Here is a 19,748-nt window from a genome sequence, read left to right as displayed (position 1 = left end):
TGGATCGGAAAAAACGAAAATGAGTGATACGATTTCTTCCTCTCAGGATGCCGCAACCCCAATCGTAATCGTCGGGCATGTCGATCACGGCAAATCCACGCTTATCGGGCGTCTTTTGCATGACACGGATAACCTGCAGGACGGCAAGGTTGCCCAGATTATTGAATCGTCCAAAAAGCGCGGCCTGAAGATTGAGTGGAGCTTTCTGCTCGACTCTCTCCAGATCGAACGCGATCAGGGCGTGACTGTTGATTCCACACGTATCCCCTTCAAGCTGGGTTCGCGCGAATACGTTATTGTGGATGCCCCCGGCCATCGCCAGTTCCTGCGCAATATGATCACGGGTGCTGCTGACGCCGAGGCCGCCGTGCTGGTGGTGGATGCGGTGGAAGGTGCGCGCGAGCAGACCCGCCGCCATGCCATGCTTTTGCATCTGATCGGGATCAGGCACGTTATTGTGCTGCTCAACAAGGTTGATCTGCTTGATTTCGATCAGGCCAAGATCGAGGCTGTTGAGGTCTCTGTTAATGAACTTCTGGGCAAGCTGGGGCTGGAAGCCGCCTATTTTGTTCCCGCCTCCGCCCGGGATGGGGACAATATTGCCAGCCGCTCCGATCGTATGGCGTGGTACAAAGGCCCAACCCTGACCGAAGCACTGGCCCGTGTGCCAACACCCGCCTCCCGCTCGGATCTGGCGCTGCGCTTCCCTGTGCAGGATGTGTACCGCTTTGGTGACAAGCGCTACGTGGCTGGCCGTATTGAACGCGGTCGGGTGCGTGTGGGGGACACCGTTGTTATTGGCACACAAAAAACCCCTGCCCGCATTGCCTCAATCGAAAGCTGGCACACAGCCCCCCATGTGAGTGCCACGGCTGGCCAGTCCATTGCCGTTACGCTTGAACCAGACGTTATTCCTGATCGTGGCGATCTGCTGCACCATGTGGATACCCCACCCACACAGGCATCGCGCGTGCGTACTCGCCTGTTCTGGCTGCGGCAGGAACCCTTGCGTGTGGGTGAGAGCTTCCGCCTGCGTCTGGCAACGGCGGAACACGCGGTTACTGTGGCCAGCATTGAATCCGTCGTTAATCTGGACGACCTGACCATGCATCCGGGCACTGAAGTGCCGCCCGAAGGCTTTGCGGAAATTACGCTTGCTGCTGCGGAGAACATCCAGTTCGATGCCTTTGCACCGGGCACGCCCGATGGGCGCGGTGTTCTGGTGGACCTGCAACAGCGTATTGTGGGGGGCGCGCCCCTTATTGGCCCGGCTGAAATTGCCGTGGGTGAAAAAGCCATTCATCCGAGTGCCAGCGCGGTTACCACACAGGACCGCCAGCGCGTTAAAGGCCACAAGGGCAGCGTGTTCTGGCTGACCGGGCTGTCGGGGGCAGGTAAAAGCACGCTGGCTCGCGCGGCTGAAAATGCTCTGTTCGCAGCAGGTGTGGACGTCAGTGTGCTTGATGGGGATACGCTGCGGGCTGGCCTGTGCAAGGACCTTGGTTTTGCTGAGGCCGACCGGACGGAGAACGTGCGCCGCGCGGCCGAAGTGGCGCGTATTCTGCGCGATGCCGGGCAGGTTGTGCTGGTGGCCCTGATCTCGCCCCTACGTTCTGACCGCGAACTGGCCCGCCAGATTATTGGCGAAGGGTTTGAGGAAGTGTTTGTAGATGCCGATCTGGGCACCTGCGAACAGCGTGACCCCAAAGGCCTGTATGCCGCAGCCCGTGCAGGCAAAATTAGCGGCTTTACAGGAATTGATGCCCCTTATGAGGCCCCTCAGGCGCCTGCCCTGCGTGTGGCAACGGGTAACGGAAGCGTGGAAACAGCTGTCTCTCAGCTTGTGTCCTTCGTGGAAGGCAGTGTGCGCACCGGTGGTAACGCCCGCCTGCGTTCCTGATATGGCAGTAAAAGTGGCTGTTCGGAGCTAAAGCGCCCGGCAGTCACTTTTCAGGCCGCGTTGTTCGCCTGTAAGGTATGATTTTTCAATAAGGTGGGCAGGCAGATATATGAGTGCTGTGTCATGACACTGTCTCGTCTTGCTTTTTTCAAAGCAGGTGGTTCCGCCCTGCCCGGTTACAGGCTGTCATTAACGCTTACACTGGCGTGGACAGGCTTTTTTATTATCCTGCCATTATCGACCCTGCTGGTTTACCCCTGGCAGGGTGGCCCGGCTGCCATGCTGAACGCTCTGCATGACAGCCGCATGCTGGCGGCCTTGTGGACAAGCTTTTCCTGCGCCGCTATTGCCGCAGCGTGCAACATTCCTTGCGGGCTTTTGCTGGCATGGACGCTGGCGCGGGGGAACCTGCCGGGGCACCGTCTGGCGGATGCGCTGATCGACCTGCCCCTTGCGCTGCCTACGGCTGTTTCGGGCATTACGCTGGCCACACTTTATGGGCCGCATGGCTGGCTTGGGTCCTTGCTGGCGGTGTTTGGTGTTAGTGTTTCCTACAACAAGGCCGGTATTGTGCTGGCTCTTATGTTCGTTGGCCTGCCTTTTGTGGTGCGTGCGGTGGAGCCGGTTCTGCGTAACCTGCCGCAGGAACTGGAGGAAGCGGCCCATCTGCTGGGGGCAAAGCCGTGGCAGATTTTTTTGCGGATAATCGCAGCCCCCGTTCTGCCTGCCCTTATAACCGGGTTTGGTCTGGCTTTTGCCCGCGGCATTGGGGAATACGGGTCTGTCATTTTTATTGCGGGAAACCAGCCGTTTAAGAGCGAAATTGCACCGTTGCTGATTGTGGTCAGGTTGCAGGAGTTTGACTACCCGGGGGCCACGGCCATTGCTCTGGTGCTGCTCTGTGTTTCGCTTCTGTCACTCGCATTGATTGGTGGCTTTCGCCGTCGTTTTGCTTTGTGGAGTGAGCCAGCATGACCCGGTATGTTGTGTGGGGTGCAAGCTGGCTTTTTATTCTTGTTGTGCTGGTCACTCCCCCGGCGCTGGTTTTGACAGAAGCGCTCAAGGACGGTCTGGCAGCATCACTTGCCACATTGTCCGACCCGGATGCGCAGTCTGCTATCTGGCTCACACTGCGGGTGAGTGCCGTAGCCGTTATACTCAATACCGTTTTTGGTATTCTGGCGGCGTGGGTGTTGGTTAAATTCCGCTTTCCGGGGCGGCAGTTCCTGCAAATTCTGGTGGAATTGCCTCTGAGCATTTCTCCTGTTGTTTCAGGTCTTGTCTGGCTCCTCCTGTTTGGTGCGCAAGGGTGGTTTGGCCCCATGCTGGAGCGGTGGAATATCCACATCGCCTTTGCTGTTCCGGGTATTATTCTGGCTACGTTGTTTGTAACGCTGCCTTACGTTGTGCGCACCGTCATGCCGGTTATGGAGGTACAGGGGCGCGATGCGGAGGAGGCTGCCGTATTGGCCGGGGCTGGGTTCTGGCAGGTTTTGTGGCACGTAACCCTGCCCGGTGTGCGCGGCGCCCTGCTCTCTGGTGTGCTGCTGACAACCGCCCGGGCGTTGGGCGAGTTTGGGGCTGTCTCGGTTGTGTCCGGTCATATTCCCGGCGAGACGGAGACCATGCCACTGCATATTGAAAATCTGTACAACGGGTATCAGTCGGTTGCGGCCTTTACCATGGCGGCTCTGCTGGCCTTTATGGCCATGAGCGCTGTTCTGTTCAGGTCCGCGCCAGAGTGGATTGCAAGGTTGCAGGAGAAAAAGGCGTGAGTATTGAGGTCTGCAATCTGGTCCGTCTGGCGCCGGGTGCCCAGCAGCGGCTGCTGGATAACGTATCGCTCAAGGTGCCCGATGGTGCATTTGTTGCACTGGTCGGGCCTTCGGGCGCTGGCAAAACCACGCTGCTGCGCGCCATAGCCGGGCTGGATAACTGCAACAGCGGTTCGGTCCTGCTCGATGACAGGCCCATGACCAGCGTAAAGGACCGTGCTGGTCGTATGGGGTTTGTGTTCCAAAATTACGCCCTGTTCCCGCATATGACGGTTGCGCGCAACATTGCTTTTGGGCTGGACGTACAGCCCCGTGCGGAGCGCCCTGCCCGCGCCCAGATTGCTAGGCGGGTGGAAGAATTGCTGGAGCTTATGCAGTTGCAGGGCATGGGGGGCAAACACCCTGCCAAGCTGTCTGGTGGTCAGCGGCAGCGTGTTGCACTGGCCCGTGCATTGGCGACCGGTCCACGTGTGCTGCTGCTGGACGAACCCTTTGGCGCGCTGGACCCTATTGTTCGTCGCTCCATTCGGGCATGGCTGCGCGAGTTGCATGATACGCTGGGCCTGACCACCATTCTGGTCACGCATGATCAGGAAGAAGCGCTGGAAGTGGCGGATCGTATTGTGGTCATGCAGTCTGGCAGAATTGTGCAGGATGCCTCCCCCATGGATCTGGACGAGCAGCCTGCGACTGAATTTGTCATGGAATTTCTGGGCGAGGCGGTATCTTTCGCCGGAGAGGTCCGGCATGGCCGCATGATCCCTGATGATGCACTGGTGGTGCCGTTTGAAGTGCCGGAAGGTGTGACGGACGGACCGGTGGTCGCCATGATCCGCCCTTACGAAATGGCCATACAAAAACCTAGCTCCGAGCAGGATGTACTGAGCATTTACGCCGCTCCAAGGGGTACGCGTAACGGCTACAGGCATTATACGCTCCAGCTTGGGGAGCGGATTGTTCCGTTCTACCGACCGGTTGATGAGGCCGATGTGCAGGTGCAGGGAGTTGCGCTGGATATTAGCCGTTCCCGCCTGTTCCGGCAGGGCCTTTTGTGTGCATGATACGCCTCTGATGCGTGATATGTTGATAAAGACGAAAATTTATGTAATTTTCTGTCGTGGAATACGCGGAAAGGTATTAGCGTGGATCGCAGGAATAATCGTCGTGATACTGAGGGCTGTAGTGTTGTTACGGCCAACCGTCTGCTTGATGGCCGGATTGTCTGGCTGGACGCGCAGGGCAAATGGCAATTGACCATTGCGCAGGCCTGCCTGTTCCCTAATGACGGAATAGAAGCCGTGCTCAGCGCCCAGAATGCCCGCGCAGGCGCGGATAACGTTGTGGGGGTTTATGGCGTTCAGGTGGAACAGACCCCGCACGGGCCATGCCCACGCACCACGCGCGAACGTATCCGTGCTGATGGACCAAGTGTTCATTCTGAATTTACGCCCTTATGGCAGCCCGCCCCCGCTGCTGTAAGTGGTTCTTGAATAAAACCCGACGGACCCAAACCATGCCCCACTCTCCCCAGCCCCCAGCAGATGTCGGCCGGTATGCATATGACGCGGTTGACCGTACTTTCCTCAAACAGCGGGTCGAACAGTTCCGTGATCAGGTGCAACGCCGGATTTCTGGCGCTCTGAGCGAGGATGAGTTCAAACCCCTGCGGCTCATGAACGGCCTTTACCTGCAACTGCATGCCTACATGCTGCGGGTGGCTATTCCCTACGGTATTGTCAGCGCCGCCCAGATGCGGACACTGGCGCTTATCGCCCGCAAGTATGACCGGGATTATGGGCATTTTACCACGCGGCAGAATATCCAGTTCAACTGGATCAGGCTGGAAGATACCCCCGATATCCTGAATATTCTGGCCGATGCGGAAATGCATGCGATCCAGACCAGCGGGAACTGCATTCGCAACGTTACATCCGACCAGTTTGCCGGTGCCGCGCGCGACGAGGTACTGGACCCCCGTGTGCATGCTGAAATCCTGCGCCAGTGGTCCACTTTGCACCCGGAATTTACGTTTTTGCCGCGTAAGTTCAAAATTGCCATTTCCGGCAGCACGCAGGACCGGGTTGCAGCCCGTTTTCATGATATCGGGCTGCTTGCGCGCAAGGGCGATAACGGGCGTGCGGTGTTTGAGGTTTATGTTGGCGGTGGTCTGGGGCGTACCCCAATTATTGGCGTAAAGCTGCGCGATGACCTGCCCGAAGAAGACCTGATTGCGTATCTGGAAGCTGTTCTGCGCGTGTATAACGCGTACGGACGGCGGGATAATATTTACAAAGCCCGTATTAAAATTCTTGTGCAGGCTTTGGGGCTTGGCGCTTTTCGGGATGAGGTCAATGCCGAGTTTGTGGCCATGGACCGCAGCCGTTATCGCCTCCAGCCCGAGGTGGTGGCGGCCATTCGCGCACGTTTTGCCGCTCCTGTGTTTGAGGCGGATGCCGCCGCAGGCTCGGCCCAGCTGGCGGTGCAGACCAAAGCAGACCCAGCTTTTGCCGCGTGGGTTGGCACCAACACGCACCCACATCAGCAGGATGGGTATTGCAGCGTTACAATTTCGTGCAAGCCGTCGGGTGGTATTCCCGGAGATGTCACATCCGCCCAAATGGATCTGCTGGCCGATCTGGCGGAGCAGTACAGCTTTGGTGAGTTGCGGATAACCCATTTGCAGAATGTTGTGCTCGGGCATGTGCGCAAGGACCAGTTGTTCGCACTCTGGCAGGTGCTGACGGCCAATGGTCTGGGCACCGCCAACATAGGCATGATTACCGATATTATCGCCTGCCCCGGGCTGGATTACTGCGCTCTGGCCAATGCGCGTTCCATTCCCATAGCCCAAAAGCTTAGCCAGCGTTTTTCCAACGCAGCCTTGCAGCAGGAAATAGGAGCGTTGCGCCTGAATATTTCTGGCTGCATCAATGCCTGCGGTCATCATCATGCGGGGCATATTGGTATTCTTGGCGTTGATAAACGCGGGGAGGAAGCCTTTCAGATCACTCTGGGGGGAAATAGTGGCGAAGACGCCTCCATTGGCCAGATTATTGGTTCGGCCATGTCGGAAGATGAAACGGTTGATGCAATCGCCAGAATTGTTGATACCTATCTGGTCCAGCGCAAGCCGGGCGAACGTTTTATAGAAACCTGCCGCCGCCTAGGCGCCGCGCCATTCAAGGACGCAGCTTATGCCACTGCTTGAGAACGGTCAGATTGTACAGGACGGATGGACGCTGGTTCAGGACGATCAGCCTTTACCCGATGGTGACATTCTGCTGCCTCTTTCCCGGTTATCCGAAGGGCTGGGGCGTAATGGCAAAGGGCGTTTAGGCGTTGTGCTTAAACCGGATGAACGGGTGGACACGCTCAAGGAAGCCCTGCCCCGGCTTGATCTGGTCAGTCTGCACTTCCCTATTTTTCGGGATGGCCGGGCCTTTACGCAGGCCCGCTCACTGCGTGAGCATCTGCACTTTACAGGGGATGTGCGCGTAACCGGGCATTTTTTGCCAGACCAGTATGAGTTCCTGCTCCGCTGTGGCGTGAGCCAGTTGGTCATTCCCGAACAGAGCGATCTGGCGGTGTGGCACAAGGCGCATGAGCGGATGACCATAGCGTACCAGCCTTCTGTTCTGAACGAGCAGACGGAAGGATTTGCATTCAGGCGGTTCCTGTCTCCCTGAGTGTACGGCGGTGCCCAGAGTCTGGAAGAGTGTAAGCGGGCTTATTCGTTCAGTTGCCGTGTGTTCCATACGGACTTATCTCGGTTTCGCATTGCGGACCACGCGCTGGACATTCAGAATTGACCCGCAATCTTACCTCTACCTGACCAGTCAGGAAGGGCGCACGGCTGTTGTGGCTTTCTGGCATGAGGTCCTGCCCCTTACTCCCGCCTTGTGGTGGTGGGCAGAACGGCAGAACCCCGCCGTAAGCCTGCGTGTGCTGGTCAGCCGTAATAGCGATGGCCGGGTTATAGCCGATGTGGTCGCACCGTGGCGGATATGGTCCATAGCTGGCTCGTCGGACGCAAGGGGCAAGTGCAAGGGAGGGGCAGCGGCCATGCGGCGCATGCGCGCCAGCCTGCTGCATGGTTGTCTGGTTGCCATTACGCCCGATGGTCCTTGTGGACCACGCCGCCAAACCCGCCGAGGAGCCGAGGCTCTGGCGCGCTTTGCTGGCAGACCTGTTATTCCCATTGGGGCATCCTGTAGTGGCATCCGCCTGAAATCATGGGATAAAATGCTGCTGCCACTGCCCTTTGGCCGTGGTGTGTTTGTCAGTGGTGCGCCGGTATGGCCTTTGGCCGCAGTTAAAACACCAGAACCCGGCATAAACCTGCAAATGCAACTGAACAGGTTGATGGATCAGGCCCAAATGGAAGAGCCTCACACGGGCGAGCACGCCGTTCTTCTTCGGCCGCATGCAACATGCCCTTCCCGCGTATGGAAGGGGCTTGGAGCGTTGTTGGCTCCTGTTCTGCCTCTCTATCTGCGTTGGCGGCAGGTCAAGGGCAAAGAGGTTGCCGGGCGTGTGCGTGAAAAAATGGGCTTTCCCTCACGTGCCCGTCCGTGTGGAAAACTGTTGTGGTTCCATGCGGCCAGTGTGGGAGAGGCTTTGTCTATCCTGCCACTGGTGCAGGCCTGTTTACGGCAAAAAGCAGATGTAAACGTGCTGGTCACAACTGGCACGGTTACGGCCAGCCAGATTGTGGCGCAACGCTTTGTGCACGACCGGGTGCTACACCAGTTTATGCCGCTTGATGTGCCACGGTGGAGCCAGCGTTTTTTGGACCATTGGGCGCCGCAGGTCGCAATTTTTACCGAGAGTGAATTATGGCCCACGGTTCTGGGGGCATGCCACGCGCGTAATCTGCCTGTTGTGCTGGTTAATGGTCGTATGTCTGCGTCTTCTTTCCGGTTGTGGAGCCATCTGCCCAGTGTTGCGCGGCGTATGCTGGAGCCTTTTGCGTGGGTCTGCGCCCGTACGGAAGAAGATGCACGGCGCTTGCGTTCCTTAGGGGCTGTCACTCAGGTCGCGCCCGGTGATCTTAAAACCGCAGCCCCTGCCCTGCCGGTGGATCAACCGGAGTTGGCGCGACTGCGGGCTATTATAGGTGCGCGCCCCGTTTTTGTGGCGGCCTCCACGCATGGGGGGGAGGAAGAGCAGGTCGCACGTGCTGTGGGTCTTGTGCGCCAGACATACCCCGACCTGCTGACCATTATTGTACCACGCCACCCCGAGAGAGGGGCAGATATTGCAGCCGGGTTAAATGCCGCACCAAGGCGTGCACAAAATGCGGTACCAAGCCCTCAGGACGCTTTTTGGGTCTGCGATACTCTGGGCGAGCTTGGACTTTTTTTCAGGTTGGCGAGTTGTGTCTTCATTGGCAATAGCCTGCCCGGTTGCCATGGTGGAGGGCATAATCCGTTTGAGCCTGCGCGCATGGGGTGCGCAATGGCAACCGGACCACGCATCAATAATTTTGAGGAGGCTTTTCTGGCGCTCCATGGCTGCGTTCAGGTTGTGCAAGATGACCGGAGCATGGCGGCATGGGTCAGGCAGATGCTCTCCAGCATCGAGGAGCGGAACCGTTTGGGGCAGCAGGCGCAACACGTGGCAACGGTGAATGAGGCTTTGCCCGATGAACTGGCAAAGCAGGTTCTCGCCCTCATATGGTAAGGCTTTCTCCACCGGCGTTTTGGGCTAATCCACAGGCCAGATTATGGTCAACCCTGCTCGCGCCCATTGCGTGGGGGGTGGCGATTGCCGCACGGCGCAGACTGCGCAGGTCTGGGTGGCGGGCATCTGTGCCAGTGCTGTGTTGCGGTAATGTAACCGTGGGGGGGGCGGGAAAAACCACGGTGGTCATTGATCTGGTACAACGCCTGATTGCACGGGGGCACCACCCCCATGTTCTAACCCGTGGCTATGGCGGGCGGGAGAGAGAGGGGACCCGGGTTGACCTTGCCTCCCATACAGCGCGGCATGTGGGGGACGAACCACTGCTGCTGGCGGGTTACTGCCCGGTATGGGTTGGAGGAGATCGTGCGCTAACTGCGCGGTTAGCCATAGAGGCCGGAGCAGATTGCCTGATTATGGATGACGGGCTGCAAAACCCATCCTTGCAAAAAACATTTTCGCTGCTGGTTGTGGATGGTGCCGTGGGGTTCGGTAATGGGCATGTTCTGCCCGCAGGCCCATTGCGGGAACGGGTTGCGGATGCTCAGGCCCGGACGGATGCGTTGCTTGTGATCGGGGCAGACCAGACGGGGGTAAGCAGGCAGATGAACGCCCTACCCGTTTTGCGGGCTGATTTGGAACAGGTTGGTCCCCCCCACCACATTACGGAGCGTCCCTGTGTGGCCTTTGCTGGCATTGGGCGGCCAGATAAATTTTTTAATGGGCTGCGTGCCGCCGGGGTGGTTCTGGCCCAGACGCTTTCTTTCCCCGACCATTACGGGTATAAACCGCGCGATATAAAGCGCCTTCAGGCACTGGCCGATGGGCTGGACGCACAGCTTGTTACAACCCCCAAGGATGCGATGCGCCTGCCTCACTCTTTTCGTCGCAATGTTGTTGAAGTGGACGTGCGGCTTGTCTGGCAGGAACCAGACATGCGCGAACGCTTGCTGGATATGTTTTTGGCCAAGCCCGTATGAGCCGCCGGATTATTGCCTTGCGTCACAGGCTGGAAGCAATGGTGGCTACGGGGCTGGTGCGCATTCTCGAACGCTTGCGCCCCGATCATTCTTCCAACCTGCTTGGTCTTTTCTGCCGTATGGTGGGGCCGTTTCTTCCAACGTCCCGCGTAATAGAACGTAATCTGGAACTGGCTATGCCAGAACTGGGCAGGCTTGAACGCAGGCGGATTGTGCGGGGGGTCTGGGAAAATCTGGGCCGGACCTTGGGCGAATTACCCCATCTTGCCTCCCTTGAGGAAAATACCCTTTCAGGGCCGGGGTTTGAGGTGCAGGGTGCCAAGTATATGGAGCAACAGGCTCTGCATGATGGGCCTGTTCTGTTTGTTTCTGGCCATATTGGTAATTGGGAAATGTTGCCCCCGGCCGCCGCACGGCATGGTGCATCCTTTGCATCCTTTTATCGTGCGGCTGGTAATCCGTTGGTCGATGCGCTGCTACGCACCCTGCGCAACAGGGCTATGGGGGGCACGCCTGTTCCACTTTTTGCCAAAGGGGCCAGAGGTGCGCGGGAATCCTTGGCCTACATAGCTGCCGGTGGGCGTTTGGGCATGCTTGTTGACCAGAAAATGAATGATGGCATTGAGGCCAAATTTTTTAATCGTCCGAGCATGACGGCCCCTGCCCTTGCCGCCATGGCGCTGCGGTACCGCTGCCCGGTTGTTCCCGGCTATGTGGAACGTCTGGGGCCAGCAAGGTTGCGTATTGTTGTGGAACCACCACTGGAGTTGCCGAATACGGGCGATAAACGCAAAGACCTGCATCTGTTGGTGCAGATGGTGAACGACCGGTTGGAAGTGTGGATCAGAAAAAACCCTTCAAGCTGGTTGTGGCTGCATCGGCGCTGGGCAAAAGACCTGTACCGTTAGGCACGTATGCCCATGCAAAACTGGTATCAGTCGGGCTTGATGTGAGCAGTCACAAAAATATCTGGCATGCGGGGGCATGAGGCATAAAGCGGGTCGCCCTGTAACAGGCTTGGCGGTATGGTGGCGGCGTTTACACTTTATGTTGGAGTAGCCATTTCCATGCCAGCCCTCCCCAGCCCTGCCCTTGCCTACCGACTGGAAGCCGCACGGGCTGTTGTGCATGACGCCGCCCGACTGGCCATGTCCATGCGGCCCCCGCCGGGTGGACCGCAGGGAGAGCTGAAGTCCGCTCAGGATTGGCTGACAGAAACAGATGGCGCGGTGGAAGCCTTTATTGCGCAGCGCATGCAGGCTCTTTTTCCTGAAGATGGTTTTCAGGGGGAAGAAGGAGGCGTAAGCCGCACAGGTAGCCTGCGCTGGGTTGTGGACCCGATTGATGGCACGTCCAATTACGCCCGCGGCCGCTGCCGGTGGTGTGTATCGCTCGGCCTGATGGATGGGGATGAACCCGTAGCCGGTGTGATTGATGCGCCTGCACTGGGTGAGGTCTATACCGCTCTGCGCGGGTATGGAGCTTTTCTGAACGGCAAACCCATCAAGGCATCCCCCATAAAGGACCCTGCCCGCTCCATGATTGAAATGGGCTGGAGCGGGCGTGTGCCCAAACCTGTTTTTATGGACAAGATGGACGCCATTATGGCGCTCGGCACCATGCCCCGCTCTGGCGGATGCGGCGCACTGGCTCTGGCGGATGTCGCCAGTGGTCGGCTTGATGGTTATATTGAAATTGTTATCAACCTGTGGGACGTGGCGGCGGCCCTTCCTTTGTTGGCCGAAGCCGGAGCGGTTGTTTCTCCTTTTCTGCAAAATGGCGGGTTGACCGGGGGCGCTACCATTTTGGCTGCCAACCCACATATTGGGCCGGTATTGGCCAAAGCGGTTTCCATTCCGCTGGAATAAAAACAAAACACAGACAGGCCTTTCTCGCGCCACAAAAGCATGCTTTTTTAAGCATCAATTTACCGGCCTTATCGTGGAGAAACCCCGGATGCATTTCTTTAAACGGCTGTCTTCAGTTTCTCTGATCCTTGCCGCGACCATGCTGGCATCTAGCGCGCATGCGCAGACGGCTGACAATGCGCAATCTACCGTTGATAAAGCAGCATTGACCGTGCAGGATATTTTTCTGGGTGCAAATGGTCAGAGTTCATTGGTGAGTAATCTGGCCAAAGCCCGTGCGGTCATGATCTGCCCGGCCATGTTCCGGATGTCCATCGCATTTGGCGGCGCACATGGAGAATGCGTGCTGCTGGCGAAGGATGCCCGAGGGTCCTGGTCTGATCCGGCGTTTTACAAGCTAAGTTCCGCCTCCTTTGGTATTCAGTTTGGTGTGCAAAGCTCCCAGATTGTCTTTTTCATCATGACCGATCGTGGCCTGCAGGCGCTGCTGGATAGCCAGTTCCAGTTTGGCTCCAATGCGGGGGCATCCTTTGCCAATATGAGCACGGCAGTTGCCAGTTCCAATGCAGGCGCGAGCAACACGGATATTCTGGTCGCCCAGAAGTCTCAGGGGGTGTTTGCTGGTGCCTCACTCGGTGGCAGCAAGCTGACCGTCAACAGTGATGAAAATCGGGCTTACTACAAACAGAGTGTTGGCCCGGAAGATATTGTTGTGAGCATGCGGGTCAATAATCCGGATGCTGATCCCTTGCGTAGCGTGCTTATGCGTTATGCCCGCAGAGCCCAGACAGCTGCCACAACAGCCCCCCGCACAGGCGGGAGTGCTGCCACAACGGATGCAATCGATAGCGATAGCACGGGCGCAACGGCCCCCAGTGGCGGAATCCAGCAGGAAAACCTGTCCCCTGCGCGTTCTGGTACGCGCTAAAAGCGGCAGAGTTGTACCAGCCACTTAAAGCCTTATGGTTTTAGTGGCTGGTTTTTTGTTTGCGGAAGAGCTGAACATTATGATTGTGGTCCACTAATGTGGCTGCAAAATTATGCCCCCCCGCGCCATTAGCCACAAAATACAGCATATCTCCCTTGGCCGGGTGCGCTGCTGCTTCCAGTGCCGCACTGCCGGGGGAGCATATTGGCCCCGGAGGCAGACCCATATTGACATACGTATTGTATGGGCTTGGGGTCTGAAGGTCCGTATGGGTCAGTGGTCTGTCCAGTGGCGGCTTACCCTGCGTAAGGGCGTAAATAACGGTTGGGTCAGTCTGCAACCGCATGCCTTTTTGCAGACGGTTGTAAAACACGCGTGCAACCGATGGACGCTCATCGGGCAGCGCAGTTTCTTTTTCAATAACCGAAGCCAGGGTCAGCAGGTCTTGTGGGCTGTTAAGCGGCAAACCGTTCTCTCGTTCCGCCCAGATGTTTTTTAATGTCTGGGCCATACTCGCCTGCATGTGGGCGAGTAGATCCTTGCGTGTGCTGTTGCGCAGAAAGGTATAGGTTTGCGGAAGTGTGCTGCCTTCAGCTGGCAGAGGAGCATCTCCCGTAAGCAATGGCGTGGCTTGAACCAGAGCCTGAATTTGCCAAGCTGTTAGTCCCTCTGGGATCGTCAGCTTATGTTGAACTGGCTTGCCGTGCCGCAAAATCCATAATGTCTGTTGAATGGACGCATAAGCGGGAAAGTGCAGTTCGGCTGCATGCAGTTGTCCATCCGCACGAGTCAGTGCAACTGCGCTTAAAAATACGCGACTACTCCACCAGTCTGCTGGAATAACGCCTGCATTTTGCAATGTGGTTAAAGTGCTTGCGTAGTTGCCATGGGGAACCACAATATCCTGCTCGGTGGATAATGGTCCGGGCGATGTGTAACTCTGCCAGCCTAAAAAGGCGGTAAGCCCCACGCCTGCAAAAAGGGCAAAAACGCCTCCTCCAGACCATTTGAGAAAACAAAAAAGTTTACTATGGCCTGAAGGAGAGGATGGTCGTTTTTTAGGTTTAGACGCCACGCACGATCAGGCTGGCGTTTGTTCCGCCAAACCCAAAGCTGTTGGACAGGGCAATGTTGATCGGGCGCTGCTGCGCGGTGTGCGCTACACGGTCGATCACACTCTCGCGCGATGGGCTGTCCAGATTAAGCGTGGGCGGTGCCACATTATCCCGGATGGCAAGAATGGAGAAAATAGCTTCTACCGCCCCTGCTGCCCCGAGCAGATGGCCCGTAGCGGATTTGGTGGAGGACATGGCCAGCTTTTTGGCATCATCGCCAAACAGACGTTCCACGGCTTCCAGCTCAAGGTCATCGGCCATGGTGGATGTGCCATGGGCGTTCACATAGTTAATGTCGGCCGTTGTCAGGCCAGCACTCTGTAGTGCCGAACGCATGGCGCGGTATGCGCCATAATGACCTTCCGATGGTGCGGTAATATGGTAGGCATCGCCGGACATGCCGTAGCCGATGACCTCGCCATAAATTTTGGCGCCACGTGCTTTGGCGTGCTCGTATTCTTCCAACACGACAATACCGGAGCCTTCCCCCATGACAAAACCATCACGGTCCTTGTCCCATGGGCGAGAAGCCTGCTGCGGTGTGGCATTAAAACCGGTGGAAAGGGCGCGTGCGGAGCAGAACCCGGCAATGCCTAGCGGGCAGACCGTGGCTTCAGCACCACCGGCAACCATTACATCGGCGTCACCAAACATAATCAGGCGGGCGGCATCACCAATGGCATGCACGCCTGTTGCGCAGGCAGTGACAACCGAATGGTTTGGCCCCTGAAACCCGTATTTGATGGAGACGTGCCCAGATACAAGATTGATCAGGGCTGAAGGGATGAAAAAGGGCGAGAGCCGCTTTGCACGTCCTTCATGCACCGTAATGGAGGCGTCATAAATGGTTTGCAGGCCGCCAATGCCAGAACCGATCATAACACCGGTGCGACATTTTTCTTCTTCGGTCTGAGGTTTCCAGCCGGAGTCCTCAACCGCTTCCGTTGCGGCAACCAGACCCATATGGATAAAGCGATCCATTTTACGCTGGTCTTTGGTGGGGACCCACTCAGAAAGCGTGAGTTTCCCTTCCTCGCGCGGTCCGTTCGGGACTTCGCCCGCAACCTGCGCAGGCAGATCACTCGCATCGAACTGCGAGATTGTACCAATCCCGCTCTCGCCTGCGATCAGACGTGACCATACGTTTTCAACACCGAGGCCGAGAGGCCCGACGATGCCCATGCCGGTGACGACAACGCGTCTCCGTCCAGAATTCATTCCGGCCGAAAGCAACAAACCAGCCCGCTCCCCATTCGACACATATCTGGTCCCTCAGCCATCTGAGGGACCATAGTCCTGTAATTTAAGGCAGATGGCCCGAAATCAGGCGGCTTTCTGCTTTTCGATATAGTCGATGGCGTCTTTCACCGTGGTGATTTTTTCTGCGGCATCTTCGGGGATTTCGACATTGAAGGCTTCTTCAAACGCCATCACCAGCTCAACGGTGTCAAGGCTGTCAGCGCCCAGATCGTCAATGAAAGACGCTTCCGGTGTGACCTTGCTTTCCTCAACGCCGAGATGCTCGACCACGATTTTTTTAACCTTATCAGCGATTTCGCTCATCTGTCTTTCTATCCCATATGCCTGCCTACCGAAAATGGCAGGTTGTTCAGGTGTTTAATCTGCGACGGACCTTGATACTGGCGGAGAAGTGGGGAGGCAAGTGCCCGCCCGGTTCCGGCCCAGCAGTAAGGTGTTGCGCGCGATTAGCACGTTTTATCTCTCCACGCCAAGGCAAACCAGACAAATACATCTGTGTTAAGCCCAAAACAGCGTGGTTGCGCTGCATGTGTGGCACATCTTAAAGCATTTTGCACCACCTGTTCTAGCGGTGCATATGCTTTTCATGTGCTTCAGGCCATGACCATGCCGCCATTAACATGCAGCGTTGTGCCGGTAACCCACTGGGCCTCGTCCGATGCCAGATACAGCACGGCGGATGCAACATCATCGGGCTGACCAAGGCGGGCAAGCGGAATGGAGGACAGAAGTTTTTCCTTCTGCGCGTCAGCCAGAACGTCGGTCATTGGGGTTACAATAAAGCCGGGAGCCACAACATTGACCGTAACGCCGCGAGGACCAGCCTCCTGCGCCAGAGATTTGGTCATGCCCACCATGCCAGCTTTGGCTGCGGCATAGTTGGCCTGCCCGGCATTGCCTGTTGTGCCAATGACGGAGGCAATATTGACAATGCGGCCCGCGCGGCGGCGCAACATGCCTTTAAGTGCTGCGCGGCACAGGCGGAAAGGAGCTGCAAGGTCAACATTGAGAACCTGATTCCAGTCCTCGTCCTTCATGCGGATCGCGAGCATATCCCGCGTAAGGCCTGCATTGTTGACCAGAATATCCAGTGGCGCGCCGGCAACGTCCTCAGCCTTGGTGATCAGCGCGTCCGCTTCTGCGGGTTCGCTCAGGTTGGCAGCGGCATAGAACGCCCCCTCCCCCAGTTCTTCCGCCAGTTCGCGAATAACGGCCTCACGCGTGCCAGACAGCACAACCTTAGCGCCCTGAGCATGCAGTGTTCTGGCAATGGCGTTGCCGATACCACCTGAAGCACCCGTAATGAGTGCGGTTTTTCCATCCAGTCGGAACATGTTGTGCAACCTGTTTTAGAGGGATTTGAGAAAGGTTTCGATATCCGCCGGTGTGCCGATGGACAGGGTCGAAACTTCGGGGGCAATACGGCGGACCAGACCCGACAGAACCTTGCCTGCCCCGATTTCCACAAACGTATCAACGCCCATACCGGTCATGGTGGCCACACTCTCGCGCCAGCGTACGCGGCCCGTTACCTGCTGGACCAGATTGGTGCGAATCGTATCCGCATCGGTTTCACGCTCGGCGGTTACGTTGGCAATAACGGGTACAACTGGTGCCGCAATATCTGCCTTGGCCAGAGCCTCGGCCATAGCGTCTTCTGCCGGTTTCATGAGGGAGGAATGGAACGGGGCGGAAACTGGCAGTTTGACCGCGCGTTTGATCCCCATTTCCTTTGCAATGGTAATGGCTGCGTCAATTCCAGCCATTTTGCCCGAAATAACAATCTGCCCACCACCATTGTCGTTGGCGATTTCCGTGCAGCCGCTGGCACTCGCACGGGCGCAGACCTCTTCCGCCTGCGCCAGTGTGACACCAATGAGTGCCGCCATGCCGCCTTCTCCCGCAGGTACGGCGCGCTGCATGGCCTGCCCACGCAGGCGCAGGAGTTTGGCTGCCTGAGCAACGTCAAATGCCCGACCTGCGGCCAGAGCCGCGTATTCGCCCAGTGAATGCCCGGCAAGCAGGCTAACCCGACCGGCCAGATCAAGCCCGCCATCCTGCTCCAGCACACGTATGACCGCCATGGAAACAGCCATAAGGGCTGGCTGGGCGTTTTCGGTGCTGGTGAGGGTTTCTATCGGACCTTCAAAAATCGTTTTTGACAGATGTTCGCCCAGAGCATCGTCAACTTCCTGAAAAACCGCGCGGGCGGCGGGAAAAGCTTCAGCAAGCTCCTGCCCCATACCAACGGACTGGCTGCCTTGTCCGGGAAAAGTAAATGCGTAAACGGCCATGATACTCACTGTTTCAAAAAACGACGCCCGGAGGCGGATGGATTGCAAGGAGTGGACGGAAAGAACCCTCGGGCCGCAAACATATACCGCCCCATGGTTCTGCCCTTCCGGCTGGCAAAAGCGGGGGCAGAATAGGGCGTGCGTTAACGCGGCACAATACGCCAGACCAGAACGAGGAGCGCATCCCACGGAATTGCAAGGCTTTCATGCCCAATGCGCCGTAATTTTACGCCCAGAGGCACGGCTGGGCGCACCTGTGGGGCAAGTGGCAGGGTATGGGCCCGCCACCCTGCCATGCGCAGGAGCAAAAAGCAGCGTAGGGTGTGCAATGGGCTTGTAACCATAGCAACCGGTACGTCCCTGCCCACACCGAGCTGAGTGAGGATGCGTGAGCAGAGCACAACAGAATCAAACGTATCTGTAGCGTTGTGTTCCATCATGATCTGTTGCGCAGGCACACCAGCCTGCGCCAGAAGATTCGCCATAACGGCGGCCTCAGTGAACCCGTTGCGAGCAACACCGCCTGTTACAATGTAGATTACCGGCCGTGTTGCGCCATAAGCCAGCGCGGTCTGCACCCTTGCCAAAAGAGCCGGTGTGGGTTTGCCGTTGGGGTGCAGGGCTGCGCCAAAAACAATCAGGGGTTCGGGGCGGCCTGCTTGTGGGGCGTGTTGCAAGTGGGATCAGGCAGGTGGGCGGAGCAGAACGCGATTCAACCGTTCCAGAGTGCTAAAGCTTTCCTGCCAGACATGCCGGAATTTTTCCGCGTTAACACCGCGTGTGGCCAGAATTTCAGCCAGTTCGCCCACAGTTCTTTCTCCGTCAATAAGTCGGAGAATACCGCGTGTCTGGGGTGGGAGCGGAATGGGCACAACCAGCGTACCAAAATGGAAAGGCAGCATGTTGTCTGGCGTCATCTGTTTGGCCAACTCCGCCCCCGGAATTTCGCGCATAATGGGAACGGCGCTTGGGTCCAGTGGGTCCGGCTTGGGTGGGGCTGCATGCTTACGCACAACATAGGCCACATGGGTTGCCATGTTCCCAACCAGATCCTCTGCAATGGCGGCTTGCGTTTGCCATGGCAGGTTTGTCAGGCGTGAGCGCAGGCGTGGGTCGGGCAAAAAGAGTGCTGGATCGTAGCGTGCCGGTTCCATAAGTGCTGTGGGTTCCAGCCCGGCCTGCTCCAGTAGGGCCAGAAAATCGGTGATGGTGTAAGAGCGGTCTCTGGGGTTGAGCAGCAGGTCATATAGCCCGGCATCTCCACCGGAGAGATGGTCGCCAAAGTTACCATTCTGGTGCAACCATGCCGTTGCGGGCAGGTTGCGCATAATGCGGCGGGCAACATCGAGCCGCTCTTCTGGCTGCTGCGTGTGTGGCGCCAGTTTTTCCAGCGCATCTTGCAGCATGTAAACGCCTGTTCGGCCATAAGGTGCATAGACCATCAGGCCCATGCCCCCGTGCGGGGCAAGGTGGCGTTCCAGAGTTTGCAGTGCCGCTACCGGGTCAGGCAGATGGTGCAGCACTCCGCAGCAATCAATATAATCAAACGCTCCCAGTCCAAGTGTGTCCAGTTCAGTCAGGGACCCCTGCACAAAGCGGATATTCTCCAATGCGCGGGTTTTTGCCCGCGCCTGTGCAATGGAAAGCGCCTTGGCTGAACGGTCTAGGCAGACAACTTCCGCCGGGCGCGCAACCCGTGCAAGCTGCGTTGCCAGCATAATTGCGGCATCCCCTGTTCCACAGCCTGCCACCAGAACCCGCAATGCCTGACTGCGGGGGCGCTGGGCGCCAAAAACCCAGTAATCCACCTCGCGCAGGTGGCTGGGACTGCCAATGAACAGGCGGTGGTTTTCGTCCTGCGGATTGCGCTCGGGGTATGGGTAGGCCTCGTACTGGGCTGCAAGCCCGGCATCACGGTCGTCTGCTGGGGGGGAGTGTGTCATGCG

19 protein-coding genes are annotated in these 19,748 nt (G+C 57.6%); 12 read left to right on the top strand and 7 right to left on the bottom strand.

Going from position 1 to position 19,748, the window contains the following annotated elements; genetic code table 11:
- Nucleotides 1–19: 19 nt before the first annotated feature.
- The 12 genes from cysC (at nucleotide 20) to AABE20_RS00900 (ending at nucleotide 13,133) form a co-directional block, all read left to right on the top strand.
- On the top strand, nucleotides 20–1,900 hold the full coding sequence (gene cysC / locus AABE20_RS00955; protein ID WP_338331410.1) for an adenylyl-sulfate kinase: 1,881 nt from the start codon (nucleotides 20–22) through the stop codon (nucleotides 1,898–1,900).
- A gap of 123 nt (nucleotides 1,901–2,023) precedes the next feature.
- Complete coding sequence (cysT, locus tag AABE20_RS00950) at nucleotides 2,024–2,875, top strand: sulfate ABC transporter permease subunit CysT (RefSeq protein ID WP_338331409.1); 852 nt, start codon at nucleotides 2,024–2,026, stop codon at nucleotides 2,873–2,875.
- Nucleotides 2,872–3,675 (top strand): sulfate ABC transporter permease, encoded by an 804-nt coding sequence (locus AABE20_RS00945; RefSeq protein WP_338331408.1) that lies wholly within the window; start codon nucleotides 2,872–2,874, stop codon nucleotides 3,673–3,675. Before cysT ends, AABE20_RS00945 begins: the two co-directional genes overlap by 4 nt.
- Nucleotides 3,672–4,736, top strand: a complete 1,065-nt coding sequence (locus AABE20_RS00940; RefSeq protein ID WP_338331407.1) for a sulfate/molybdate ABC transporter ATP-binding protein — start codon at nucleotides 3,672–3,674, stop codon at nucleotides 4,734–4,736. The genes AABE20_RS00945 and AABE20_RS00940 overlap by 4 nt, the downstream gene beginning before the upstream one ends.
- Nucleotides 4,737–4,817: 81 nt before the next feature.
- Nucleotides 4,818–5,165 carry a DUF2849 domain-containing protein gene (locus tag AABE20_RS00935; protein ID WP_338331406.1) on the top strand — a complete coding sequence of 116 codons (348 nt, stop codon included), beginning with the start codon at nucleotides 4,818–4,820 and terminating at the stop codon, nucleotides 5,163–5,165.
- 23 nt (nucleotides 5,166–5,188) lie between these two features.
- Entirely contained in the window at nucleotides 5,189–6,883 is a 1,695-nt protein-coding gene (locus tag AABE20_RS00930) for a nitrite/sulfite reductase (protein WP_338331405.1), read from the top strand.
- Nucleotides 6,870–7,361 (top strand): DUF934 domain-containing protein, encoded by a 492-nt coding sequence (locus tag AABE20_RS00925; protein WP_338331404.1) that lies wholly within the window; start codon nucleotides 6,870–6,872, stop codon nucleotides 7,359–7,361. Before AABE20_RS00930 ends, AABE20_RS00925 begins: the two co-directional genes overlap by 14 nt.
- 91 nt (nucleotides 7,362–7,452) lie before the next feature.
- A complete protein-coding gene (locus tag AABE20_RS00920; RefSeq protein ID WP_338331403.1) occupies nucleotides 7,453–9,357 on the top strand; it encodes a glycosyltransferase N-terminal domain-containing protein in 1,905 nt (634 codons plus the stop codon).
- Entirely contained in the window at nucleotides 9,351–10,337 is a 987-nt protein-coding gene (gene lpxK / locus AABE20_RS00915) for a tetraacyldisaccharide 4'-kinase (RefSeq protein WP_338331402.1), read from the top strand. The genes AABE20_RS00920 and lpxK overlap by 7 nt, the downstream gene beginning before the upstream one ends.
- A complete protein-coding gene (locus tag AABE20_RS00910) occupies nucleotides 10,334–11,245 on the top strand; it encodes a lysophospholipid acyltransferase family protein (RefSeq protein ID WP_338331401.1) in 912 nt (303 codons plus the stop codon). The genes lpxK and AABE20_RS00910 overlap by 4 nt, the downstream gene beginning before the upstream one ends.
- 159 nt (nucleotides 11,246–11,404) lie before the next feature.
- The gene (locus AABE20_RS00905) at nucleotides 11,405–12,205 is read left to right on the top strand and encodes an inositol monophosphatase family protein (protein WP_338331400.1); all 801 of its coding nucleotides are present in this window, start codon (nucleotides 11,405–11,407) and stop codon (nucleotides 12,203–12,205) included.
- Between the two features lie 88 nt (nucleotides 12,206–12,293).
- Complete coding sequence (locus AABE20_RS00900) at nucleotides 12,294–13,133, top strand: lipid-binding SYLF domain-containing protein (protein WP_338331399.1); 840 nt, start codon at nucleotides 12,294–12,296, stop codon at nucleotides 13,131–13,133.
- Between the two features lie 40 nt (nucleotides 13,134–13,173).
- Here the strand turns inward: AABE20_RS00900 and mltG are convergent, their stop codons facing one another.
- The 7 genes from mltG to AABE20_RS00865 form a co-directional block, all read right to left on the bottom strand.
- Nucleotides 13,174–14,208 carry an endolytic transglycosylase MltG gene (gene mltG / locus AABE20_RS00895; RefSeq protein WP_338331398.1) on the bottom strand — a complete coding sequence of 345 codons (1,035 nt, stop codon included), beginning with the start codon at nucleotides 14,206–14,208 and terminating at the stop codon, nucleotides 13,174–13,176.
- Nucleotides 14,198–15,466: a beta-ketoacyl-ACP synthase II gene (gene fabF / locus AABE20_RS00890; protein WP_165990430.1), complete on the bottom strand. Its 1,269-nt coding sequence runs from the start codon at nucleotides 15,464–15,466 to the stop codon at nucleotides 14,198–14,200. The genes mltG and fabF overlap by 11 nt, the downstream gene beginning before the upstream one ends.
- 105 nt (nucleotides 15,467–15,571) lie before the next feature.
- A complete protein-coding gene (locus AABE20_RS00885) occupies nucleotides 15,572–15,811 on the bottom strand; it encodes an acyl carrier protein (RefSeq protein WP_025825175.1) in 240 nt (79 codons plus the stop codon).
- A gap of 290 nt (nucleotides 15,812–16,101) precedes the next feature.
- Nucleotides 16,102–16,842 carry a 3-oxoacyl-[acyl-carrier-protein] reductase gene (gene fabG, locus AABE20_RS00880; RefSeq protein WP_338331397.1) on the bottom strand — a complete coding sequence of 247 codons (741 nt, stop codon included), beginning with the start codon at nucleotides 16,840–16,842 and terminating at the stop codon, nucleotides 16,102–16,104.
- 15 nt (nucleotides 16,843–16,857) lie between these two features.
- Nucleotides 16,858–17,802, bottom strand: coding sequence for an ACP S-malonyltransferase (fabD, locus tag AABE20_RS00875; RefSeq protein WP_338331396.1), 945 nt, complete (start codon nucleotides 17,800–17,802; stop codon nucleotides 16,858–16,860).
- Between the two features lie 143 nt (nucleotides 17,803–17,945).
- Nucleotides 17,946–18,479: a YdcF family protein gene (locus AABE20_RS00870; protein ID WP_338331395.1), complete on the bottom strand. Its 534-nt coding sequence runs from the start codon at nucleotides 18,477–18,479 to the stop codon at nucleotides 17,946–17,948.
- Nucleotides 18,480–18,485: 6 nt separating this feature from the next.
- Nucleotides 18,486–19,745 carry a class I SAM-dependent methyltransferase gene (locus AABE20_RS00865; RefSeq protein ID WP_338331394.1) on the bottom strand — a complete coding sequence of 420 codons (1,260 nt, stop codon included), beginning with the start codon at nucleotides 19,743–19,745 and terminating at the stop codon, nucleotides 18,486–18,488.
- Between the last annotated feature and the right edge of the window lie 3 nt (nucleotides 19,746–19,748).

This window comes from Acetobacter zythi (assembly GCF_963921165.1).
Taxonomy (GTDB): domain Bacteria; phylum Pseudomonadota; class Alphaproteobacteria; order Acetobacterales; family Acetobacteraceae; genus Acetobacter.
The sequence above is the reverse complement of the archived record's forward strand: the minus strand, read 5'-3'. Positions and strand labels throughout refer to the sequence as shown.

Excerpts from the sequence above, each read along its gene's own strand:
- cysC (WP_338331410.1), top strand. The coding sequence starts at position 20 with ATGAGTGATACGATTTCTTCCTCTCAGGATGCCGCAACCCCAATCGTA.
- cysT (WP_338331409.1), top strand. The coding sequence starts at position 2,024 with ATGACACTGTCTCGTCTTGCTTTTTTCAAAGCAGGTGGTTCCGCCCTG.
- AABE20_RS00945 (WP_338331408.1), top strand. The coding sequence starts at position 2,872 with ATGACCCGGTATGTTGTGTGGGGTGCAAGCTGGCTTTTTATTCTTGTT.
- AABE20_RS00930 (WP_338331405.1), top strand. The coding sequence starts at position 5,189 with ATGCCCCACTCTCCCCAGCCCCCAGCAGATGTCGGCCGGTATGCATAT.
- AABE20_RS00925 (WP_338331404.1), top strand. The coding sequence starts at position 6,870 with ATGCCACTGCTTGAGAACGGTCAGATTGTACAGGACGGATGGACGCTG.
- lpxK (WP_338331402.1), top strand. The coding sequence starts at position 9,351 with ATGGTAAGGCTTTCTCCACCGGCGTTTTGGGCTAATCCACAGGCCAGA.
- AABE20_RS00910 (WP_338331401.1), top strand. The coding sequence starts at position 10,334 with ATGAGCCGCCGGATTATTGCCTTGCGTCACAGGCTGGAAGCAATGGTG.
- AABE20_RS00905 (WP_338331400.1), top strand. The coding sequence starts at position 11,405 with ATGCCAGCCCTCCCCAGCCCTGCCCTTGCCTACCGACTGGAAGCCGCA.
- AABE20_RS00900 (WP_338331399.1), top strand. The coding sequence starts at position 12,294 with ATGCATTTCTTTAAACGGCTGTCTTCAGTTTCTCTGATCCTTGCCGCG.
- fabF (WP_165990430.1), bottom strand. The coding sequence starts at position 15,466 with ATGAATTCTGGACGGAGACGCGTTGTCGTCACCGGCATGGGCATCGTC.
- AABE20_RS00885 (WP_025825175.1), bottom strand. The coding sequence starts at position 15,811 with ATGAGCGAAATCGCTGATAAGGTTAAAAAAATCGTGGTCGAGCATCTC.
- fabG (WP_338331397.1), bottom strand. The coding sequence starts at position 16,842 with ATGTTCCGACTGGATGGAAAAACCGCACTCATTACGGGTGCTTCAGGT.
- fabD (WP_338331396.1), bottom strand. The coding sequence starts at position 17,802 with ATGGCCGTTTACGCATTTACTTTTCCCGGACAAGGCAGCCAGTCCGTT.
- AABE20_RS00865 (WP_338331394.1), bottom strand. The coding sequence starts at position 19,745 with ATGACACACTCCCCCCCAGCAGACGACCGTGATGCCGGGCTTGCAGCC.